Source organism: Pseudomonas saudiphocaensis (genome assembly GCF_000756775.1).
Classification (GTDB): domain Bacteria; phylum Pseudomonadota; class Gammaproteobacteria; order Pseudomonadales; family Pseudomonadaceae; genus Stutzerimonas; species Stutzerimonas saudiphocaensis.
The window spans coordinates 3047471-3068134 of record NZ_CCSF01000001.1; the positions used below are offsets into that span (position 1 = coordinate 3047471).

Annotated in this window: 21 protein-coding genes; all 21 read right to left on the reverse strand. The window is 64.7% G+C overall.

What is annotated here, in order from left to right; translation table 11 throughout:
- Positions 1-22: 22 nt before the first annotated feature.
- A complete protein-coding gene (locus BN1079_RS14105) occupies positions 23-1249 on the reverse strand; it encodes a beta-ketoacyl-ACP synthase (RefSeq protein ID WP_037025495.1) in 1227 nt (408 codons plus the stop codon).
- The gene (gene fabG / locus BN1079_RS14110) at positions 1249-1977 is read right to left on the reverse strand and encodes a 3-oxoacyl-ACP reductase FabG (RefSeq protein WP_037025497.1); all 729 of its coding nucleotides are present in this window, start codon (positions 1975-1977) and stop codon (positions 1249-1251) included. The genes BN1079_RS14105 and fabG overlap by 1 nt, the downstream gene beginning before the upstream one ends.
- Positions 1974-2423, reverse strand: a complete 450-nt coding sequence (locus tag BN1079_RS14115; RefSeq protein ID WP_037025500.1) for a hotdog family protein — start codon at positions 2421-2423, stop codon at positions 1974-1976. Before BN1079_RS14115 ends, fabG begins: the two co-directional genes overlap by 4 nt.
- A complete protein-coding gene (locus BN1079_RS14120; protein WP_037025504.1) occupies positions 2420-3607 on the reverse strand; it encodes a beta-ketoacyl-[acyl-carrier-protein] synthase family protein in 1188 nt (395 codons plus the stop codon). The genes BN1079_RS14115 and BN1079_RS14120 overlap by 4 nt, the downstream gene beginning before the upstream one ends.
- The gene (locus BN1079_RS14125; RefSeq protein WP_037025506.1) at positions 3604-4119 is read right to left on the reverse strand and encodes a hypothetical protein; all 516 of its coding nucleotides are present in this window, start codon (positions 4117-4119) and stop codon (positions 3604-3606) included. Before BN1079_RS14125 ends, BN1079_RS14120 begins: the two co-directional genes overlap by 4 nt.
- Positions 4112-5356, reverse strand: a complete 1245-nt coding sequence (locus tag BN1079_RS14130) for an NAD(P)/FAD-dependent oxidoreductase (RefSeq protein WP_037025508.1) — start codon at positions 5354-5356, stop codon at positions 4112-4114. The genes BN1079_RS14125 and BN1079_RS14130 overlap by 8 nt, the downstream gene beginning before the upstream one ends.
- A gap of 135 nt (positions 5357-5491) precedes the next feature.
- Positions 5492-7831 (reverse strand): MMPL family transporter, encoded by a 2340-nt coding sequence (locus tag BN1079_RS14135; protein ID WP_037025512.1) that lies wholly within the window; start codon positions 7829-7831, stop codon positions 5492-5494.
- Positions 7815-8423: an outer membrane lipoprotein carrier protein LolA gene (locus BN1079_RS14140; RefSeq protein ID WP_037025515.1), complete on the reverse strand. Its 609-nt coding sequence runs from the start codon at positions 8421-8423 to the stop codon at positions 7815-7817. Before BN1079_RS14140 ends, BN1079_RS14135 begins: the two co-directional genes overlap by 17 nt.
- A complete protein-coding gene (locus BN1079_RS14145) occupies positions 8420-8845 on the reverse strand; it encodes an acyl-CoA thioesterase (RefSeq protein WP_037025518.1) in 426 nt (141 codons plus the stop codon). Before BN1079_RS14145 ends, BN1079_RS14140 begins: the two co-directional genes overlap by 4 nt.
- 86 nt (positions 8846-8931) lie before the next feature.
- Positions 8932-10476: an HAL/PAL/TAL family ammonia-lyase gene (locus BN1079_RS14150; RefSeq protein ID WP_037025521.1), complete on the reverse strand. Its 1545-nt coding sequence runs from the start codon at positions 10474-10476 to the stop codon at positions 8932-8934.
- The gene (locus BN1079_RS14155) at positions 10457-11410 is read right to left on the reverse strand and encodes an LpxL/LpxP family acyltransferase (protein ID WP_037025524.1); all 954 of its coding nucleotides are present in this window, start codon (positions 11408-11410) and stop codon (positions 10457-10459) included. The genes BN1079_RS14150 and BN1079_RS14155 overlap by 20 nt, the downstream gene beginning before the upstream one ends.
- Positions 11407-12210: a glycosyltransferase family 2 protein gene (locus BN1079_RS14160; RefSeq protein ID WP_081950836.1), complete on the reverse strand. Its 804-nt coding sequence runs from the start codon at positions 12208-12210 to the stop codon at positions 11407-11409. Before BN1079_RS14160 ends, BN1079_RS14155 begins: the two co-directional genes overlap by 4 nt.
- Complete coding sequence (locus BN1079_RS14165) at positions 12207-13886, reverse strand: acyl-CoA synthetase family protein (protein WP_037025525.1); 1680 nt, start codon at positions 13884-13886, stop codon at positions 12207-12209. The genes BN1079_RS14160 and BN1079_RS14165 overlap by 4 nt, the downstream gene beginning before the upstream one ends.
- On the reverse strand, positions 13883-14461 hold the full coding sequence (locus tag BN1079_RS14170) for a COG4648 family protein (RefSeq protein ID WP_037025529.1): 579 nt from the start codon (positions 14459-14461) through the stop codon (positions 13883-13885). Before BN1079_RS14170 ends, BN1079_RS14165 begins: the two co-directional genes overlap by 4 nt.
- 35 nt (positions 14462-14496) lie before the next feature.
- Positions 14497-14754, reverse strand: a complete 258-nt coding sequence (locus BN1079_RS14175; protein ID WP_037025531.1) for an acyl carrier protein — start codon at positions 14752-14754, stop codon at positions 14497-14499.
- Between the two features lie 12 nt (positions 14755-14766).
- Positions 14767-15030, reverse strand: a complete 264-nt coding sequence (locus BN1079_RS14180) for a phosphopantetheine-binding protein (RefSeq protein WP_037025533.1) — start codon at positions 15028-15030, stop codon at positions 14767-14769.
- On the reverse strand, positions 15011-15820 hold the full coding sequence (locus tag BN1079_RS14185) for a lysophospholipid acyltransferase family protein (RefSeq protein ID WP_037025535.1): 810 nt from the start codon (positions 15818-15820) through the stop codon (positions 15011-15013). Before BN1079_RS14185 ends, BN1079_RS14180 begins: the two co-directional genes overlap by 20 nt.
- Complete coding sequence (locus BN1079_RS14190; protein WP_037025537.1) at positions 15796-16512, reverse strand: beta-ketoacyl synthase chain length factor; 717 nt, start codon at positions 16510-16512, stop codon at positions 15796-15798. Before BN1079_RS14190 ends, BN1079_RS14185 begins: the two co-directional genes overlap by 25 nt.
- Positions 16513-16766: 254 nt before the next feature.
- On the reverse strand, positions 16767-17201 hold the full coding sequence (gene trxC / locus BN1079_RS14195; RefSeq protein WP_037025539.1) for a thioredoxin TrxC: 435 nt from the start codon (positions 17199-17201) through the stop codon (positions 16767-16769).
- Positions 17202-17334: 133 nt separating this feature from the next.
- Positions 17335-18612, reverse strand: a complete 1278-nt coding sequence (locus tag BN1079_RS14200) for a bifunctional O-acetylhomoserine aminocarboxypropyltransferase/cysteine synthase (protein ID WP_037025543.1) — start codon at positions 18610-18612, stop codon at positions 17335-17337.
- A gap of 83 nt (positions 18613-18695) precedes the next feature.
- On the reverse strand, positions 18696-20486 hold the full coding sequence (locus tag BN1079_RS14205; protein ID WP_037025546.1) for an SLC13 family permease: 1791 nt from the start codon (positions 20484-20486) through the stop codon (positions 18696-18698).
- Positions 20487-20664: the final 178 nt, after the last annotated feature.

Sequence of the window (20664 nt, forward strand, 5' to 3'; positions counted from 1 at the left end):
ACGGCCTCGCCTGCGTTGTCCTTTATGACCAGCGGCGGAAGATCAGCGACGTATTGATCCCGCCGAAGGCAAAATTGTTGTTCATCACGTATTCATGCTGCATGGCGCGCGGCGCTCCGACGATGTAGTCCAGCTCGCCGCAGCGTGGGTCGATCTGATCCAGGTTGAGCGTGTGGATATAGCGGTCGGCATTCATCATCTCGATGCTGAACCAGGACTCCAGAGCCCCGCAGGCGCCGAGGGTGTGACCGAGGTAGCTCTTCTGCGAGCTGATCGGCATGCGTGAGCCGAACAGCGCCTGGGTCGCCTGGGTCTCGGCGATATCGCCCTGGTCGGTGGCGGTGCCGTGGCCGTTGACGTAACCGATGGCGTCCGGCGACAGATTGGCATCTTCCAGTGCCAGCTCCATGGCACGGCGCATGGTTTCCTGCTCCGGCTTGGTCGCATGCTGGCCATCGGCGTTGCTGCCGAAGCCCACCAGCTCGGCATGGATGGTGGCGCCCCTTGCCAGGGCGTGCTCCAGCTCTTCGAGCACCAGCATGCCGGCGCCTTCGCCGATCACCAGCCCGTCACGGCCGCTGTCGTAGGGGCGCGGTGAACTGTGCGGTGCGTCGTTCTTCAGGCTGGTGGCATAGAGTGCGTCGAAGACCATGGCTTCGGTGGCGCAGAGCTCTTCGGCACCGCCGGCCAACATCATTTTCAGACGCCCGTACTTGATCGCCTCGTAGGCGTAACCGATACCCTGGCTGCCACTGGTGCAAGCACTGGAGGTAGGGATTACCCGGCCCTTGAGGCCGAAGAAGATGCTGATATTGGCCGCCGTGGTGTGCGGCATCATGCGGATATAGGAGTTGGCGTTGAGGCCATCGGCTACCGAATTGAGCAGCATATTTCCGAAGGCCTTGACCTCCTCGGTGCTGCCGGTGGAGGAGCCGCAGGCGACACCCATGCGGCCGTCGCGAATGCTGCCGTCATCCAGCAAGCCTGCGTGGGCCAGGGCCTGTTCGGCGGCGCCCACGGACAGGCGCGAAACACGGCCCATGCTGCGCAGCTGCTTGCGCGTCCAGTGCGCGGGTACGACGAAGTCGTCCACCGGTCCGCCCAGGCGGGTGTTCAGCTCGGTGAAACGAGCCCATTCGTCCATATGTCGAATGCCGCTGCGGTTGGCGCTGAAGTTGGCCTCGATACCAGCCCAGTCGCTACCCAGTGAGGTGATGCCGGCCATGCCGGTTACTACTACACGCTTCATCAGCACAGCCCGCCGTTGACCGCCAGCACCTGGCGAGTGATGTAGCCGGCCTCCGCCGACATGAGGAAGTTGACCGCTGCGGCCACTTCATCGGGCGTACCCATACGTTGCGCGGGAATCATCTTGAGCATCTCTTCGATCGGCAGGTTTTCGTCCAGCATGTCAGTGTCGATCAGGCCCGGAGCGACGCAGTTGACGGTGATGCGACGCTTGCCCAGTTCTACCGCCAGCGCCTTGGCCGCGCCGATCACGCCGGCCTTCGAAGCACTGTAGTTGACCTGGCCGCGGTTGCCGATCATCCCCGATACCGAGGTGATGCAGACGATGCGTCCTGGCTGGCGACGGCGGATCATCGGCATGGTCAGCGGTTGCAGGACATTGTAGAAGCCGTCGAGATTGGTGCGCAGCACCTGGTCCCAATCTTCGTCGGTAAGCGCAGGAAAGGCGCCGTCGCGAGTCAGGCCGGCATTACAGACCACGCCATAGTAGGCGCCGTGCTGCTCGATATCGGCTTCCAGCTGCTCGCGGCAGGCAGCGCGGTCGGCGACGTCGAATTGCAGGATGCGCGCCTGGCGACCCAGCGCCTGGATCTCCGCCTGTACGGCTTCGGCTTCATCGCGACGAGCGCGGCAATGCAGGACGATATCGTAGCCGCTGCGGGCCAGGCGCACGGCGATGGCGCGACCGATGCCGCGGCTGGAGCCGGTGACCAGGATGCTTTCACTCATGAACGGGTTTCTTCCAGATAGCGCGCCACTTCGGGCGGGCGAAATACATTGAGACGGGCTTCGGCATGGATGCCGGGGCCGTCGAGATGGCATTCGAACACGCCCATGCCGCTGTCATCCTGCAGTGAGCGAGTGGCAACGATGCACAGCTCGCTACCAAGAGCAAAGGATTCGACGTTGCACTGATAGCGGCGGGTGCCAAGCAGAAAGCCCAACTCGACCGGCAGGCCGGCCTGGCGTGCATGACAACCGGCGAAGGCGGCCACGCTTTGCGCCATGATCTCGACGCCGACCCAGGCCGGCAGGCTGCCGTCGGCCTGGCTGAGAAGGCCGGGACGAACCCTGAGGCGGGTGGTCACGCTGTCGGCATCGAAGGCTTCCACGGCGTCCAGCAGGATCATGTCGCCGGCGTGGGGCAGCAGCTGGGCAATCGGCCAGATACTCAAGAGGCGTCTCCCAGGATCAGGCTGATGTTGTTGCCGCCGAAGGCGAAGGAGTTGCTCATCATCCGACGTGGGCCTGCAGTGCTCATCGAGGCGCCGGCTGCGACCAGATCCAGCTTTGGTAACTCGGGGTCCTGCTGCGCGTCCCAGAGGTGCGGCGGCAACTGTTGCGCAGTGTTGAGTTCGGACAGCGCCAGCCAGCAGAACGCCGCCTCCAGTGCACCGGCCGCACCCAGAGTATGGCCGGTGAGCGGCTTGCTCGACGAGCAGGGCACGCCGTCTGGGAAAACCGCAGCGACGGCGCGGCTTTCCATGGCGTCGTTGTGCTCGGTGGCAGTGCCGTGCAGGTTGAGGTAGACGATCTGCTCTGGTGAGCAGGTGGCATGGGTCAGCGCCTGGCGCATCGCCTCGATGGCACCGCGGCCCTCGGGATCGGGTGCAGAAATATGGTGAGCGTCGGAACTGGCGCCCGCGCCAAGCAGGGCGATGGATGCAGGCTCGCGCGTCATCAGGAACAGCGCCGCGGCTTCGCCGATATTGATGCCGTCACGGTTGACCGAGAACGGCTTGCAGATCTGCGTGCTGGTCGCCTCCAGCGCACTAAAGCCTTGGAGAGTCAGGTCGCATAGGCTGTCGACGCCGCCGCACAGCACCGCATCGCAGACTCCCGCATCCAGCAGTCGCTTGGCGCTCTGCAGTGCACGCGCGCCGGAGGTGCATGCGGTTGAGATGCAATAGCTCGGCCCGGCGAGGCCGAAACGCTCGCTGAGAAAGCTCGCCGGAGCGGAAAGCTCCTGGTGGCCATAGTGATAGCTCGGCGGCAGCTGGCCGTCACGCACCAGCCCGGCGATGCCCTGGCTGGCTTCCTGGATGCCGGTGGTGCTGGTGCCGAGCACTACGCCGATGCGCGCCGGACCGTAATGGTCGACGGCTTCGGCGATCTCGCTTTCGATTTCCTCGGCGGCGGCCAGCAGCAAGCGATTGTTGCGGGTGGCATCGCGCAAGGCTGCGTCGGCCAGGGACGGCAGTTCAGCGGTCACCGCACCGACCGGCAGGCTGCGCCCGGCTACGGGTGCCGGCCAGGGGCGCATGCCCGAACTATCGCCGTCCAGCAGACGGCGCATCACTTCGGCCTTGCCGCGACCCAGTGCGCAAACCACGCCAAGGGCGTTCAGATAGGCACTCATTGCCGTCTGGCTCCGTCGTCGAGAGGGGCGACACCATAGGACAGCCCGTTGCCCACGTCGAGCTGGAAGCGGCCGTTGTGCTGATAGCGGACGTGCCAGTGCGGCGCGCCGTTAAGGCGACGTGCGCCGGTCGGGCGTGTCCAGTCTCGCCCGGCGTACAGGCGCTCGAGCTGATCATCGGGAGTCAGCGCAAACAGCAGCGCGGCAAACAGTTCGCGTGCTTCGGGGTTGGGCGGCAGCAGGCCGTCGGCCTGCCAGCGGCCGTCCACCAGCAGCTGCCGCGCCAGGGGCGTGCCCAAGGGGGACAGCAAGGTCCAGCGCAGCGCCTGCTGGTCCTGCTGGATCACCAGCAATTGGTCCTGGCTGCCGGCGGCGCTGTGCTGCTGTAGATGCAGCTGCAGCGGCAATTGCAGGCGTGGCTGCTCGCTGGGCAGCGGCGGCTGGCTGGCGCAGCCGCTTAGCAGCAACAGGCCCAGCAGCAGCCAGACGAAGTGCGGTCTGCTCTCAGCCATTGCTGCGGCACAGCTCGGCCAGCACTCGCAGGCGGCGTCGGGATTCAGCGACATAGGGGTTGTTTTCGTCCCAGGCATAGCCGGCGAGAATCGAGCTGATCATCCGGCGGATCTCCGGCTGGGCGTGTTCGTAGTAGATGACATCCTGGAAGCTGCAATCGTACCAACCCTCCACATAGGTCCGGAAGGTATCCACGCCGCGCTTGAGCGGGATGGCGAACTCGGTCTCCCAGTCCACCGTTTCCCCCGACAGCTGACGGTGCAGTGTGGCCGCGGCCATGCTCGATGAGCGCATGGCGATGGTCACGCCGGAGGAAAACACCGGATCGAGGAATTCCGCGGCGTTGCCCAGCAGGGCGAAACCGGGGCCGTGCAGTGACTTGACGTTGGCCGAGTAGCCGCCGATCAGCCGTGCCGGGGTGTCCCATTCAGCATTCTTCAGGATGCGGCGCAGGTTCGGCGCCTCGCTGACGAACTCCTTCAGGCAGGTATCCAGATCGAGCGGGCGGTCCTCGTAGCGCTCGGCGCGGGCCACCACGCCCAGGGAGCAGCGGCCATTGCTGAAGGGGATGGTCCAGTACCAGACATCCCGCATCTCGGGATGGGTGGTGATGAGGATCTTGTTGCGGTCGAATTGCGGGTCGTCGATGTTGTCCTGAATATGGGTGAATACCGCGCGGCGCACCGGGAAGCTCGATGGCGCTTCCAGATCCAGCAGGCGCGGCAGTACGCGGCCGTAGCCGCTGGCGTCGAGGACGAAGGCGCATTCGACGGAGTATTCGCTGCCGTCGCTGCGGCGCACCTGCAGTCGCGGGCTGCTGCCGGAAAAGTCCGCGGCGATGATCTCTTCCTCATAACGGATTTCCACACCCTGCAGCGCAGCCTGGTCGGCCAGCAGCTTGTCGAAGTCGGCGCGCTGTACCTGGTAGGTGCTGCCGTGGCCCTCGGTAAACTTGTCGCGGAAGTCGAACTCGGTGTAGCGCTCACCCCAGCCGAAGGCGGCGCCGTGCTTGGTCTGGAAACCGTGGGCTTGCACGGCTTCGAGCATGCCGGCTTCCTCGATGAAGTCCAGGCAGTGCGACAGCAGACTTTCGCCAATGGAGAAGCGCGGGAAGCGCTGGCGCTCCAGGATCAGCACCTCATGTCCCTTGCGCTTGAGCAGCGCACCGGCGATTGAGCCGGAAGGGCCGGCACCGATAATCACGACTTCACGTTGTTGCAGATCATGCTGTGCCATAGGGGCTCCTTGCCTGAGGTTGTCTAATGCAGGGGGGGACGATGCCGGGACGGGCCGGCAGCAGAGTGGAAATCTGAGGTCGCTGGGCGAAATGCGCCGGTGCGCTGATGAGCTGTAGCGCTAGCGTCGGGGCATTCATGCATGCGGCTCCGGCGTATCGGCAGTCGCCCAGGGGGCCAAAAGGAAGCTGAACAGCAGGCCGAGGCTCACTGCCAGGCCGAAATTGCTCACCGCGGGGGTACTCGACAGCGCCAGCAGGCCGAACGATAGCCAGGTGGTGATGGCGGCCAGCAGGGTACCCACCAGGCTCACCGCTGGGCCACCGACCCGCTCGCGCATCAGAATCGCGTAGTCGACGCCGATGGCGGTGACCAGCAGCAGGCCGAACAGCCCGAACAGCGTCAGCGACTGTCCCAGCCAGCCGAGGCTGGCCAGGCTGCCGAGGGCTGCCAATAGCGGCACGGCCAGGCACCGAACGGAGCCACGCCAGCCGAAGGGCAGGCAGAGCAGGACGAAGATCAGACCTGCGGCGGCCAGCTTGAGTGTGGCGGCCTGGGTCTTGGTTTCGGCGAACAGCTGATTCAGCTCGGCAGGCCGGTCGATCAGGCTCAGACCTTCGATACTTCGGCCGACACCCGACAGCGCTTCGCTGTCCTGCAAGCCTTGCAGGCTGACCATCCCGGCGACGGAGCCATCAGCCTGGCGTCCCAGCCAGAGCGGTCGCCAGGGTTCGCCCAGCGGGCCGGCAAGTACCTGCTCCAACTCCACTGCCGGCTGCGCTCGCAAGGTGGCCAGTTCGGCCTCCAGTTGTTGGCTCGTGACGCCCAGCGCCAGCAGTGGCTGGGCGGTTTCCAGCAGATGCGGCAGGGCCAGTTGCAGATTCTTTTGCGCGGTAACCGGCGCGGCGATCTGGCTCAGTGCCAGGTAGCCGCCGAGGCGGCCTTCGGCGACCAGGGTGTCGAGTTCGCTGCTCAGAATCTGCTGGTTGGCCAGCAGCTCATCGGTGCTTGCCGCACGCAGGAGAAAATACTGGCTGGTGGGCTGAAAACCGCTGATTTCGCCGATGCGCAGGGCCTGCTCCTGTAGTACCGGAGCGCGGCTGACCCACTGGCGCAGGTCATCGGTAAAGGAAACCTGCGGCACCCCGATGAGGCAATACACAACGAACGCCGCCAGCAGCCAGGGGCTGGCGATGCGCTTGAGCAGTGCCTGGCGCAGGCGCAGGGCGCGCTCGGCCCAGTCCAGCGGCTTCGGCCAGGGCTGTAGCGGCGCGCGTAGCAGCCAGGGCAGCAGGCAGACGGCGCAGGCGAAGGCGCCGGTCAGCCCGGCGGCGGAAAACACCGCCACCTGGCTCAGTGCGGGGAAGGGCGTGAATGCCATCGCCAGGTAGCCGATGACGTTGGTCAGCAGCGCCAGCACCAGCCCTGGCAATGTCAGGCGCAGCGCCAGATGGCTGTTCCAGGGTTGCAGGGTCCAGCTCTTGGACAGGTAGTGCAGCGGGAAGTCGATGCTCACGCCGACCAGGCTGGCACCCAGCACCAGGGTCAGTACGTGGACTTGGCCGAATAGCGCGATACAGGCTGCTGCGCCGCTGAGTGCGCCCACCGCCACCGGCAGGACGACCAGCAGCACGCGTGGGGTGCGGAACAGCACCAGCAACAAGCCGACCGCGGCCAGTAAGGATAGGCTGCCGATCAGGCTGGCTTCCTCGCGTGCCTGGCGTTGGCCATGAGCGGCATACAGCAGTCCGCTGGCGGCGAGCAGTTCGCCCTCGGCGCTTTCTATGCGCAGGCGGGCATCGGCCAGCAGCTTCTCCACCTGCAGCGGCAAGCTTTTGTCGAAGGCATCGCCGTGGGTCTGTGCATGGATCACCCGCCAACGCTGGCCTTGGTGTTCGGCCAGCAGCTGCCCGTCCGGATCGGTGCGGACGTTGCCCGGCTGCGGCAACTGCTGCTGCGCCAGCTCGGCAATGCCGAACCAGTCCTGCTCGATGGGTAGCAATCCGCTGCCTTCGAAGGGGTTATACAGGCGTTGCAGGCGCTGCTGAATGAAGACCTCGGGGTCGGCACCCAGTGTTTCGCGATTGTTGGTGTCGAGCAGCACCAGGCGTTGGTCCAGCAGTTGCTGGCGAATGGCCGAGAGGTCGGTGTTTACCGAGCGCCGCACCTGGGCAAACAGGCCGCTGGCCTGCAGGCGGGCAGCCAGTTCGCTGGTCAGGGTGCTGGCCGTTGTGTCGTCGGCATGGTGCAGCAGCAGCATCAGATCGCGGCTTAGCGGTTCCTGCATGCGCGCTTCGGCCAGCTGCTCCAGCTCCCCATGAGTGCCGCTGGGCAGCAGTTGCATCAGGTTGGCGCTGACTGGCGGGCCGTCACGCCATTGCCAGGCGGCCAGGCCGACCAGCCCAAGCAGAGCGATGGAAAACAGGATGGGGATCAGGCGTGGCAGCCTGAGTGCATGATCAGTAGGTGAAGTCATGCTGCTCTTCGGGGCTCAGCTGATCGTCTATCCGAGTGCTTTCCAGCAGCAGCAGCGTACTGTCGCCCTGGGTTTCCAGCAGTTCGATGCGCTCAACGCTGGCGCCGCCCTGGATATGGATGGCGTCGAAGATCTGCTGCAACAGCCGGGCTCGGGGGATAAGGCTCAGCGACCAGGCCTCGGCAGAGCCCTGCAGGTCCAGCTCAAAGTCGCGCTGCAGGGCCTCGGCGTCGCCGCCGAGCACGGCCAGGAACAGCTCGTTCTGGCGTTTCGTTGCGCCTTGCTGGCCGGCAGCCTGCCAGCCGCTTTCGGTGCGTTGAGCGATGCCCGAAGCGCTGATGCGGTAATCCTGCTGCAGGGGTTGGCGCAGCAGCCAGAGCAGGCCATGGTCACGCGCCAGCACGAACTTGCCACGGCTGATCAGAGGCATGGGCAGGGCGCGCAGGTGCTTTTCCTGAGTGAACTGACCACGCACCACGGCCGGCTCGCGTAGCTGTTGGCTCAGTTGCTTCAGGTCGAAGGCGCAGGCGCTCGCACTGAACCACAGCAGCCCGAGTGCGAGGATCAGACGAGTGGCCAGGGCGCGGATCATGCCAGCGCCTTCTCGACGGCCTGGACAAAGACCTTCGGCGAGGCCAGCAGCATTTCACGGCTGGCGATTTCCACTGCCACCTGCACCGAGCTGCCGCGGGTCATGCGCTCGCCGGTTTCGGCATCGCTGATCAGGTAGTTGATCTTCAGGCGGTTTTCCCACTCGATAAGGTCGGCGCGCACGATAATGCGCTGGTTGAAGCGGGCGCCGCGCATGTAGCGCAGCTGCACATCGATCACCGGCCAGGCATAGCCGGCCTCGCGCATTTGCAGATAGTTGTGGCCGATGCGTTCGAGCAAGGCACAGCGGGCGACCTCGAAATACTTGATGTAGTGACCGTGCCAGACCACATCCATCGAATCGACATCGAAGAAGGGCACGAGGATTTCCACCTCGGCCTGCAGAACGCCCGTTTTACGCATGGCGCATTCCCTCGTCGGAGCGGGCCGCGCCCGCGAATGGCATCTGGAAAAGGCATCGCGGGCATGGCCCGCTCCCACCCAGCAAGTCAGTCATAGAGCCTCCAGTAGCGGGTGCGAATGCGCTGCAGGCACAGGCGCAGCTCGGCTTCCAGCGCGCGATCCTCAATCAGTGGTGGGAAATCCTCACCCAGCTGAGACCGCATGTCCGCCAGAGGTGCCGGCAGCGGGCGGGCGGCGGCTTCGCGCTGACGCAGCCAGACACCCTGGTTGGCAGCGATCAGCGTGGCCGCTGCGACCTGCTCGGTCAGCTCCAGGCTGCGCAGAGCGTCACGCGCGGCGATGGTGCCCATGCTGACCTTGTCCTGGTTGTGGCATTCGGTGGAGCGCGAGAAGACGCTGGCCGGCATGGTGTTTTTCAGGGCCTCGGCAGTCCAGGCGCTGGCGCCGATCTGCACCGCCTTGAAGCCGTGGTTGATCATCGCCGTGGCCGCCGGCGAGCCGGAGAGGTTGCTTGGCAGGCCGTGGTTGTAGCGGGTATCGACCAGCAGTGCCAGCTGACGGTCGAGCAGGTCGGCGACGTTGCCTACCAGGTTCTTCAGACTGTCCATGGCAAAGGCGATATGACCGCCGTAGAAATGCCCGCCGTGCAGCACACGCTCGTTTTCCGCATCGATGATGGGGTTGTCGTTGGCGCTGTTGAGCTCGGTCTCGATGAACTGGCGCAGCAGGCCCAGGCTGTCGGCCAGCACGCCGAGCACGTGGGGCGCGCAGCGGATGGAGTAGCGGTCCTGCAGGCGATGCAATGGCTGGGCAGGCGCATCGATGGCCAGATCCTGACGAATCCAGGCCGCCACCTGGTTCTGCCCGGCGTGGGGCTTGGCCGCGAACAGGCGCTCGTCGAAGTGCTCGGGGTTGCCTTCCAGCGCCACCACGTTGAGGGCAGTGATGCGCGTGGCCAGCTTGAGCAGGTAGTTGGCGCGGGCATAGGCGAGGCACGCGAGGCCGGTCATCACGGCGGTGCCGTTCATCAGCGCCAGGGCTTCCTTGGGGCGCAGGGTCAATGGCGTCCAGCCCAGTTCGCGATGGACCTCGGCGGCGCTGCGGCGCTGGCCTTGGTACATCACCTCACGCTCGCCGGCCAGGGTTGCGGCCACGTAGGACAGCGGTGTCAGGTCGCCGCTGGCACCCACCGAACCCTCCTCGGGAATCAACGGCAGGATGTCGTGCTCAAGGAACGCCTGCAGGCGATCCAGCAGCTCGATGCGCACCCCGGACATGCCGTGGGTCAGCGAGCGCAGGCGAGCGGCCAGCACGGCGCGGGTGGCTTCGGCGTCCAGCAGTTTGCCCAGGCCGCAACCGTGGAAGGTGAACAGGTGCTGCGGCAGAGCCTCGACCTGGGACAGCGGCACCGCCACCACGCAGGAATCCCCGTAGCCGGTGGTGACGCCATAGATCACGCCTTCGCGGTCGAGCAGGGTGTCGAGAAACTGGGCGCCGCGGGCGATATGCCGCCGGAAAGGCTCGTCAGCCTGCAGCCGCGCGGGTGCACGGCGCTCGGCCACGGCCAGCACGTCCTCGATGCTCAGGTGGTTCTCGCCGAAGATGATGGGTTCAAGTGTCGCGTCGGTCATGGGTATTCCAGAAAGGGTAGAAATTGAACCATTGCAAGGGTGCCTCCAGGCAACGAGCGGCCAGCGCATCGGCATAGCGCTGGACCCATTGCGCCACCACCGCATCGCGTTCGCGGCGTCGCCAGGCGATGCGCTCGGCAAAGGGCATCAGATGGATGCGGTAGCGCGGACCATGCTTGAGACAGAACAGCAGGTTCACCGGACACTCCAGCAACCCGGCTAGCAGCCACGGGCCTTGCGGGAAGGCTGCTGGCTGGCCGAGAAAGTCTGCGTTGGCGGTACGCGCGCCATGCAGCGGCACGCGGTCGCCGGCAATCGCCAGCCATTCCCCGGCATCCAGCCGACGCGACAATTCAAGCATGACGCCAGTATCCAGTTCGCTGACCTGGAACAGGCGCAGGTTGTTCGCGCCCGATTCTTCCAGCAGGCGATTGAAGCGTTCCGCATGGCGGGTGTGGACGAGAATGTTCATCTTCACCTTGCCGCCGATCTCGGCCATGGCGCGGCATACTTCAAGGTTGCCCAGGTGCGCGCCGACCAGCATCTGCCCGCGCTGCCCGCCGTTCCAGATCAGTGGGCGGATGCCGTGGGGGTCGTCCACTTCAAGCTGGTCGAAACGGATACGGCCGCCCCAGACATCGACCTTGTCCAGCAAGGCGTCGGCAAAGGCCATGAACTGCCGGTAGACCGAGCCGCTGCTCGGTGTCAGGTCCGCGCGCCCGCTCCAGCTGGCCAGGTTGCGCTGGTAATTCCAGGCGCTGTCGCGGGCGTTACGACCGAACAGGTAGAAATACAGCACGATCAGGTACAGCAGGGGCGTCATGGCGCGGCGGCCCAGCAGCCGCACCACGCCGACGGTGAGCTTCATCAGGGCGAAGCTGCCGCGCTCGCGCTGGTTGGCCCAGTGGTTGCCGCGTGGCGAAGCGCGGCTCATCGGAGGAACCGCCGCCAGAGCAGCCGGGGCGCGCGCAGTAGCATGCCGCCGAACAGCCGTGCATGCATGCGCGAGATCAGCAGGTTGTCGAGCCACAGACGAAAGTGCGAGATGCCGTCCTTGGGGTAGTGCACGCGAGTCGGCAGCCAGACCATGGGCTGCTCGCGCCAGTGCATGCGCACCAGGATTTCGGTGTCGAAGTCCATGCGCTTGCCCAGCTCCACCGAGTCGAGCAGCACCAGCGTCGGTGCCAGCGGATAGACCCGAAAACCGCACATGGAATCGCGGATCGACAATGACAGGGTGTTGATCCAGACCCAGACGTGGGTGAGGTAGCGCGCGTAGAGGCGACCCTTGGGCACGCTGGCATCGTAGAGCGGATAGCCGCAGATCAGCGCTTCGGGTGCTTGACAGGCGCGGTCGAGAAATAGCCCCACGCAGCTGAGGTCGTGCTGGCCGTCGGCATCCACCTGCAACGCGTGGGTAAAGCCCAGTCGAGCCGCTTCACGCAGGCCGCTGGTCACTGCGCCGCCCTTGCCTTGGTTATACGTATGACGCACCAGATGCACGTCGGGATGCTTGGCCAGCTCGTCGATGGCCTGCGCCGCCTCGGGCCGCGAAGCATCATCGACAAGGACGCACGGCAGATCCTCGGCAAGCAGTGCGGCAACCACCGCCGGCAGGGTGCGTTCATGGTTGTAGACCGGCACCACCGCACAGGGGCGAAAATCGTCCTCGATTTCCAGCGCCAGCTGCTGCGGGACAACAGGCTGAGGGGCCGACGGGGCGATACTGCTCATGCCGGTTGGTCCAGCAGAATACGCCCCGAGGAGCAGGCATCTTCACCGTTGCGGTAGGCAAAGTGCAGCTTGCTGCGTTCGGCATCGAAGCGCAGGGTCAGCTGCAGGCGGTCGCCGGGACGGGCGAGCTGCTGAAACTTGAGCACCTCCATGCCCTGGAAACTGGGTGGCAAATCGGCGATGAGTTCGCCTGCCAGGCTTATCGCCCAGTCGATCTGCACCACGCCGGGAAGCACCGGCGTTTGCGGGAAATGACCACTGAAATGCGCGAGATCCACCGGGATTTCCAGCTCAAGTTGCCACTCGTCACCGTTCTGGTGGGTGCGCAGGCGTTCCGGCTGCAGCGTGCGCGGCGCTCGCAACAGGGCGTCCAGCTGGGCCTGGGGCAGCTTGCCCTGGGCATTGCATGGCAGTTGTCGCACCAGCCGCCAGCGCCGCGGCAGCGCCAGCGCCTCGCAATGCGCCGCCAGGTGCTTGCGCAGGCTGTCGGTCAGTGCGCGCCGACCGCCGTTGCGCAGGGCATGCAGGCCGTCTTCGCTGAGTGCGACCAGCGCCGCCAGCGAGGCGCGGCCTTCTTCGACCACGCCCAGGCGCGCTTCGCTGACGAAGGGATGTTCGGCCAGCGCTTTTTCCAGCATGGGTAGGGAGATGCGCTTTTCTTCCAGCTTGACGATGCGGTCCAGTCGGCCCAGCAGTTCGAAGCGACCGTCGCTGTGGATCTGAGCGGCGTCAGCTGTCTGTTCGATATGGTTGGGAGGCAGGCAGGGTGAGGCGATACGCAAGGCGCCTGTTTCATCCTGGTCCAGCTCGACGGCCTCGAAGGGCTGCCAGAGGTGGCCACCCTGGCGCCAGGCGATGCCGCCGGTTTCCGAGCTGCCGTAAATTTCCGTCGGTGCCTGGCCGAGGTGCTGTCGCAAACGGCTCGCCGCCTCGGCCGGGAGAGGGCCACCGGAAGAGAACACCCGACGTACGCTTTGCAGCGCCGGCCAGTCGAGATTGTCGCCCATGCGCTTGAGCAGCGCCGGGCTGGCGACCCAGCAGTAATGTTGATGGTCGCGGCTGGCCTGCTGGATATCTTCGGGAAACGGCAGCGCCCGGCGCAGGAACACGCGCCCGGCGCACAGCGGCCAGAGCACCCGGAATAGCAGACCGTAAATATGCTGCGCGACCACGCTGCCGATGATGCAGGCATCGCCCAGCTCGGCGCCCCATTGGGCTTCGAGGATCTGCGTCTCGTTGGCCAGCTGGCGCAGACGCTTGTCGATCAGCTTGGGCTCGCCGCTGGAGCCGCTGGTGCAGAGCACCAGGTGGCATTGGTCCAGATCCAGTTCGGCGCCATCCAGGGGCTCGCCGAAGAGTTGCTCCAGGCGCGTGTCGCCTTCGTGGTCGGTCAGCCAGAGCTCGGCCTGATCCTGCAGGCGGGCGCGACTGGCCGGTTGCAGGTCGGCAGGCAGCAGTACGCTAACCCCGGCACGCCAGGCGCCCAGCAGGGCGACAGCCAGTTCGGCGGCGTCTTCGAGATGCACGGCGACGCGGCGCACGCCACGGGCCTGCAGGCCGCTGGCCAGGCGCAGGGCTTGCAGGCGCAGCTCGGCGTGATCGAGTGCCGGGCTAAGCGTGACCGGGCGCGCTTGCAGGCTTTGGTCGAGCAGGTGTTCCAGGGCAATCCAATTCATGTCGCTTTCCTTACGCGCTGGCGCACCAGCCACTCTCCGGCAAACAGCAGCCCCATCAACAGATAGGCGATCAGCCCGGTATACAAGGTCCACCAGGTCAGCGGTGCCCAGAGTGCAAGCCCCGTAGCGATGGCTGCGTTGACTGAGAAGAAGCCCGCCCATACCCAGGTCACCTTGCGGGTGTAACGCACCGCAGCGGGTGGCAGCTCAGGCTCCTGCAACCGCGCCAGGCGTTCGATGATCGGCATGCCGGAGCAAAGGCTGCCGGCGAACAGCGCGAGCAATGCCAGGTTGATCAGCACCGGGTAGCCCAGCAGCAGGATACTGCTGTCGGCCAGTGCCAGGACCAGGCAGAACGACAGCGCCGCTATGCTCAGGGTGCGGCTCAGCGGCGTCTGCCGTGGGCTCAGCGCACGGGCCAGCCAGAGCGTACCCAGCATCAGGGCGAACAGCCGTGGCGAGAGGTGCCCCATGCCCAGATAAACGATAAAGGGATAGGTCAGGCCGACCAGCAACAGGCCAAGGCCTATCAGCCGATGGACAGTGGCCTTGCCTGTAGCGCTGGCTGTTGGCATGGGTGGTCGAGCAACCTTCAGTTGCAGGTCCCCACTCAGGCGGTTTGCGGGTTGAGCAGCCGATAGACCGCCTCGACCACATCGCCCACGGTGCGCACCGACTTGAATTCCTCGGCGGCAATCTTCTTGCCGGTTTGGCGCTTGATATGGTCGATCAGGTCGACGGCATCGATGCTGTCGATCTCCAGATCCTGATAAAGGTTGGCTTCCAAGCTGATGCGCTCAGGCTCCAGCTCAAACAGTTCGACCAGCGCCTCGTGCAGAGTTTGGTAAATCTCGTCGCGAGTATTCACGTGCTGACCTCCTCAGGCGACCGCGCGGTTGGCGCTGATGTAGGCAGCCAGGCTATCGACGCTGGCGAAGTGCTTGCGGGTGTCCTTGGCGTCGGCGTCGATCTTGATGCCGAAGCGCTTCTGGATGGCGAGGCCCAGCTCCAGGGCATCCACGGAATCCAGACCCAGGCCTTCGCCGAACAGCGGCTGGTCGGCGGCGATGTCATCCGGCGTGAGGTCTTCCAGACCCAGTGCATCAATGATCAGGTGCTTGATCTCAAGCTGCAGTTGGCTCATCGATTGCGAGCTCCTTTATGTAGTGTCGGTGCAGATGGTCGTTGAGCTGCCGCGAGGCGATTGGCAGAGAGCCTCGGTCGGCGAATGTCTGCGGGTCGATATCATCGCCGACCCGCAAGTGAAAATGAAATCGTCGTGACGGAATGCGGTACCAGGGCTCAGCCTTGGTCAGGGTCGTGGGCGTCACGCTGATGACCACCGGCGTGACCAGTTGCGCACCGCGCAGGGCGATGGCTGCAGCTCCGCGGTGGAACTGCGGCGCCTGGCCCGGTGTGGTGCGGGTGCCTTCGGGGAAAATGATCAGAGTCTGGCCTTGCTGCAGCGCCCCGGCAGCTTCGTCGAGCATTTCCGCGCTGCCGTTGTTGCTGATGTACTGCGCCGCGCGGATCGGGCCGCGGGTGAAGGGGTTGTCCCAGAGGCTCTGCTTGACCACGCAGTTGGCGTCGCGGATCAGCGCGATCAACACCACCACATCGATCAGCGAAGGGTGGTTGGCGATGATCAGCTGGCCGGGACGGCCCAGGCGCTCGACACCCTCGACCTGATAGGTCAGCACGCCGCTGCGGTACATGAACTGCACGAACAGCCAGAACATCCGGTTGACGGTTTTGCGCGCACGCAGACGCTGGCGCAGGGCGTCACCGGGCAGCAGGGACTGCAGCGGGAACACCACCAGGCGCAGGATCAACCCACCCACGCCGAACAGCAGAAAGGACAGGCCGGTGGCGATCAGGCGCCACAGCCACGGCGGGTTGATGTGGTTGTTCACTGTGCTTTCCGCCAGGTCCATCGACGCTTATTCCATTGATGTATGCGTAATGTCTGCGTACCGCTTAGCAGGCGAACCAGTTCCAGTGCATGGGGCCACGGCCCTGGCGAGTGCGGGTCGTCACTCGCCTCAAGACTCAGCGTCCAGCCTTGACCGGCGGTGACGCGCAGAGCGACGGCATAAGGGAAGGGGACATCGTCGATCCAGGGTTGGTAGGCGGCCGGCGGCCGGTCTTCAGTGACTACCACCAGCACCGAGGGTGCGCCTTCGGCCAGCAGCATGGCGGCTTCGAGCAGGGCGTGTTCCAGCCCGTCGCCTTCGGCGGCCAGTGCGGTCATTTCGCTGTGGTCGTTCTGCTGGATCGACCACAGACCGATGATCGCGTTGTGCACCGAGAGGCTGAACTGCGTGGGTGACAGGGCCTCTTCACGTGCCATGTCGCTGAGGATGGCGAAGGTGCGTGGGGTTTCACCGTGGCGCGAGGCGTATACCAGCGGCATCGGCGGTTGGCCTTCGGCCAGCGGCGTGGCCACGGCAAATGCCATGCGGGCCAGACGGCTCAGGCGGCGGCGCTGCAAGGCCGGAAGAAAGCTGACGTCTGGCTCGCTGTCATCTACGAGGCAATGGGGATCGCGCGCCCAGGCCGTCCAATCGCTGGCACTTGTCAGGCCTGGAGCCCAGGCATGCCACTGATCAATGTCGAATTGAATCACGGTAGATACCTAGGGTCCGTTGCCGTTTCATCGCGGCTTGCGCGGAAGCGACAGCAGACCCTCGCGCTTTGGCGGTTCTTGTTATTGGCGTATCGGTCCATGAATGGCGACTGTCGGTAAATGCAGCAAAAAAGTGCGGGCATTATCCGTTCGCCATCCTCGCGAGGCAAACGCTGCGGACGGGAGGTGGGCTTCTGAGCGGAACTTTTTATCGGGTTTTGGGTATCGCTGAAAATGCTTGCCTGCGGAAGGCCTCAAATACCCTGCTGCGCGAGCCAGGCCAGTAGTTGTGGCAGCGGCACCGCGCCGTTCTGCCGGGCCACCTCTTGGCCATTTCTGAACAGGATTAGGCTGGGGATGGAGCGAATGCCCAGTTGGCCGGACAGTTGCTGGTTGGATTCGCTGTCCAGCTTGGCCAACCGGCAGCGTCCATTAAGTTGAGCGGCAGCCTGTTCGAAGATCGGCGCGAAGCTGCGGCACGGGCCGCACCAACTGGCCCAGACGTCCAGCAACAGCGGCAGGTCGCCCTTTATCTGCTGGGCGAAGCTGCTCTGGTTAACGTCGAAGGGTTTTGCCAGCAGAACGTCGGCCTTGCAGCGCCCGCAGCGCGGCTGCTGGCCAATGCGGTCGGAGGGGATGCGGTTGAGCCCGGCGCAGTGCGCGCAGGGAACGACGAGTGAATCGGTCATGGCGGGTGCTCCAGTAAGGCGTCTGCTGTAGATGGCGGCAGGCGAGTGAAACTCAAGGCCGTGCCGCCCTGAACTGGAGGTTGCCAAGGAAGAACTCCGACCGCCTGCGCGGCGGAGTTCTTCCAGGCGTCGGTCAGCCCTTGGAAGCTTCCAGCGCCTGCTCCAGGTCGGCGAGGATGTCGTCGATATGCTCGATACCAATGGACAGCCGCACCATGTCCCGGGGCACGCCGGCCTTTTGCAGTTCTTCATCGTTGAGCTGGCGGTGGGTTGTCGAGGCCGGGTGGCAGGCCAGGGACTTGGCATCGCCGATGTTGACCAGCCGCACCACCAGGTTGAGTGCATCGATAAAGCGTGCACCGGCATCGAAGCCGCCCTTGATGCCGAAGGACAGGATTGCCGCGGGCTTGCCGTCGGTATAGCGCTGTGCCAGAGCATGCTCGGGATGATCGGGCAGGCCAGCGTAGTTAACCCATTCCACCTGCGAATGTTGCTGCAGGTACTCGGCGACCTTCAGCGCGTTCTCGCAGTGGCGTTCCATGCGCAGCGCCAGGGTTTCCAGCCCCTGCAGAATCAGGAAGGCGTTGAACGGCGACAGCGCAGCGCCCATGTTGCGCAGCGGCACCACGCGGCAGCGGCCAATGAAGGCGGCGGGGCCAAAGGCCTCGGTGTAGGTGACGCCGTGGTAGGAGGCGTCCGGGGTGTTGAGCAGCGGAAAACGCGCCTTGTTCTCGGCCCAGGGAAACTTGCCGGAATCCACCACGATGCCGCCGATGCTGGTGCCGTGGCCGCCCATGTACTTGGTCAGCGAATGCACGACGATATCGGCACCATGCTCGAACGGACGGCAGAGGATCGGCGTGGCGACGGTGTTGTCGACGATCAGCGGTACGCCATGGCGATGGGCGGCATCGGCCAGGGCCTGGATGTCGATGATGTTGCCCGCCGGGTTGCCGATGGATTCGCAGAACACCGCCTTGGTACGGTCGTCGATCAGTGCTTCCAGCGCCGCGATGTCGTCATGAGGGGCGAAACGCACCTCGATGCCCTGACGCGGCAGGGTGTGGGCAAACAGGTTGTAGGTGCCGCCGTAGAGCTTGGCCACCGAGACGATATTGTCCCCGGCTTCGGCGACGGTCTGAATCGCATAGGTGATGGCCGCCATGCCCGAGGCCACCGCCAGCGCCGCAACGCCGCCCTCCAGGGCCGCGACTCGCTGCTCCAGCACGTCGTTGGTGGGGTTCATGATGCGCGTATAGATGTTGCCCGGCACCTTCAGATCGAACAGGTCGGCACCATGCTGGGTGCTGTCGAAGGCATAGGAAGTGGTCTGGTAGATGGGCACCGCGACGGCCTTGGTGGTCGGGTCGGGGCTGTAGCCGGCGTGGATCGCCAGAGTTTCCAGTTTCATGTGCGTTCCTTGTTCTTGTCTGAAAGAACGCGAGCATGAGATCAATCCACGGGTCGGTCAATGATCTGCGGCAAGCCTTCCGCTTACACCGGTACCAGCGGCCAGAACCACGGAATTACCACTGTTGCCGCGCCCCAGAGCAGAATGTTCAGCGGCATCCCGACCTTGACGAAGTCGCTGAAACGGTAACCGCCGGCGGTGTAGACGAAGGTGTTGGTCTGGTAGCCGATGGGTGTGGCGAAGCTGGCGCTGGCGGCAAACATCACCGCCACCACGAACGCCCGCGGGTCGATACCGAACTGCTGCGCCAGGCCGATGGCGATGGGGGTGACGAGCACCGCGACGGCGTTGTTCGACAGCAACTCGGTAAGCGTCGAGGTAAAGAAGTAGATGAACGACAGCATAAACAGCGGGCCGGCCCAGGGCGTCAGGGTGACCACATTGGTGACGATCAGCTCCACGAGCCCGACCTTGTCCATGGCCACGCTGAGCGCCAGCATGCCGAAAATCAGACCGAGAATCTTCCAGTCCACCGCCTTGTAGGCATCCTCGACATCCAGACAGCGCGTCGCCAGCACCACCGCCGCGCCCATGATCGCCAGCCCCTCGATAGGCATTACGCCCACCGCGGCCAGCAGCATTACCGCCAGGGTGATGATGATCGCGATGGGCGCCTTGTCGCGGCGGTAGGCGCGCTCCTGCACGGTGTTGAGGCTGATCAGCCCGCCGTTGTCGGCGAAACGCTTGATCTGCGTGGCCGAGCCTTCCACCAGCATCACATCGCCGAACTGCAGCTCGAAGTCGTCGAAATTGCCTTGGATATTCTCGTCCTGGCGATGCACTGCCAGGACGTTGATGCCGTAGCGCGCCGACAGGTCCAAGTCGCGCATGGGGCGGTGGCTGAAGCGCGAATCCCGGCCGACGATGGCCTCTACCAGCGTCACGTCATCGCTGCTGATGGTTTCGAAGGCATCACTGCGACTGAAGGCCAAATGGCCACTGCCGCGCAGGTCCACCACATCCTTGACCTGGCCGTGGATGATCAGCAGATCTCCCGCCTGCAGGATGAAATCATGCTCCGGGCGGCTGAACAGGTTGGTGCCGCGGTTGATCTGCAAAACCTGCAGGCCGCTGCCGCCATTGAGATTTGCCTCGCTGATGCTCTTGCCGATCACCGATGAGCCGAAGGGGACGCGCAGCTCGGTCATAAAGGTACGGTCCAGGCGCGGGCCGATCAGCTTGGAGAGCGTGTCGCGTTCGGGCAGCAGGCGCTTGCCCAGAGTCAGCATGTAGAGCATGCCCACCGCCGCAAGAATCAGCCCCGCGCCGGTAATCTCGAACATGCCGAAGGGCTCAAGACCGGCCTTGCGCGCCACGCCATCGACCAGAATATTGGTGGAGGTGCCGATCATGGTCAGCGTGCCGCCGAGGATGGTCGCGTAGGACAGCGGAATCAGCAGTTTGGAAGGCGTGGTGCCGGCACGCCGGGCCAGGGAAATGGCCACCGGCGTGAGAATCGCCACCACCGGGGTGTTATTGAGGAAAGCGGAAATGACCAGCGCGGTAATGGTCAGGCCGGCCAGTACCCGGGTTGGACTGGTGCCCACCAGATCGCCCAGCCAGTTGCCCAGCGCATCGATGCAGCCGGTTCGTTCCAGTGCCGCGGAAATCACGAACATGCAGGCGATGGTCACCGGCGCCGAGTTGGACAGCACGCCAAGCACTTCGGCCGGCGCCAGCAGCTGCGTGCCCAACAATACCGCCACGGCAATCGCCACCACGATATCCGGGCTCCAGCTCTCACGTACGAAAGACACCAGTACCCACACCAGCACGGCGCAGACGAAATAAAGCTGCAGCGATTCAGGGAGCATGGGTTTCCTTTGCGTGCCTACAACAGAAGCGGACCAGCCAACCGGCCCGCGGCGCACGATAGAGGGTGGGGCTTAGAGTGTCTAGAAACGTTTAATGATGTTTATATGCTATTTGGTTATTAGCGTTGGCTTTCGTTTCTGACCGTTGAGAGCAACCGGTGCACGCGCAAGGGCCATG

Excerpts from the sequence above, each read along its gene's own strand:
- BN1079_RS14105 (WP_037025495.1), bottom strand. The coding sequence starts at position 1,249 with ATGAAGCGTGTAGTAGTAACCGGCATGGCCGGCATCACCTCACTGGGT.
- fabG (WP_037025497.1), bottom strand. The coding sequence starts at position 1,977 with ATGAGTGAAAGCATCCTGGTCACCGGCTCCAGCCGCGGCATCGGTCGC.
- BN1079_RS14120 (WP_037025504.1), bottom strand. The coding sequence starts at position 3,607 with ATGAGTGCCTATCTGAACGCCCTTGGCGTGGTTTGCGCACTGGGTCGC.
- BN1079_RS14125 (WP_037025506.1), bottom strand. The coding sequence starts at position 4,119 with ATGGCTGAGAGCAGACCGCACTTCGTCTGGCTGCTGCTGGGCCTGTTG.
- BN1079_RS14130 (WP_037025508.1), bottom strand. The coding sequence starts at position 5,356 with ATGGCACAGCATGATCTGCAACAACGTGAAGTCGTGATTATCGGTGCC.
- BN1079_RS14135 (WP_037025512.1), bottom strand. The coding sequence starts at position 7,831 with ATGACTTCACCTACTGATCATGCACTCAGGCTGCCACGCCTGATCCCC.
- BN1079_RS14140 (WP_037025515.1), bottom strand. The coding sequence starts at position 8,423 with ATGATCCGCGCCCTGGCCACTCGTCTGATCCTCGCACTCGGGCTGCTG.
- BN1079_RS14145 (WP_037025518.1), bottom strand. The coding sequence starts at position 8,845 with ATGCGTAAAACGGGCGTTCTGCAGGCCGAGGTGGAAATCCTCGTGCCC.
- BN1079_RS14150 (WP_037025521.1), bottom strand. The coding sequence starts at position 10,476 with ATGACCGACGCGACACTTGAACCCATCATCTTCGGCGAGAACCACCTG.
- BN1079_RS14155 (WP_037025524.1), bottom strand. The coding sequence starts at position 11,410 with ATGAGCCGCGCTTCGCCACGCGGCAACCACTGGGCCAACCAGCGCGAG.
- BN1079_RS14160 (WP_081950836.1), bottom strand. The coding sequence starts at position 12,210 with ATGAGCAGTATCGCCCCGTCGGCCCCTCAGCCTGTTGTCCCGCAGCAG.
- BN1079_RS14165 (WP_037025525.1), bottom strand. The coding sequence starts at position 13,886 with ATGAATTGGATTGCCCTGGAACACCTGCTCGACCAAAGCCTGCAAGCG.
- BN1079_RS14170 (WP_037025529.1), bottom strand. The coding sequence starts at position 14,461 with ATGCCAACAGCCAGCGCTACAGGCAAGGCCACTGTCCATCGGCTGATA.
- BN1079_RS14180 (WP_037025533.1), bottom strand. The coding sequence starts at position 15,030 with ATGAGCCAACTGCAGCTTGAGATCAAGCACCTGATCATTGATGCACTG.
- BN1079_RS14185 (WP_037025535.1), bottom strand. The coding sequence starts at position 15,820 with ATGGACCTGGCGGAAAGCACAGTGAACAACCACATCAACCCGCCGTGG.
- trxC (WP_037025539.1), bottom strand. The coding sequence starts at position 17,201 with ATGACCGATTCACTCGTCGTTCCCTGCGCGCACTGCGCCGGGCTCAAC.
- BN1079_RS14200 (WP_037025543.1), bottom strand. The coding sequence starts at position 18,612 with ATGAAACTGGAAACTCTGGCGATCCACGCCGGCTACAGCCCCGACCCG.
- BN1079_RS14205 (WP_037025546.1), bottom strand. The coding sequence starts at position 20,486 with ATGCTCCCTGAATCGCTGCAGCTTTATTTCGTCTGCGCCGTGCTGGTG.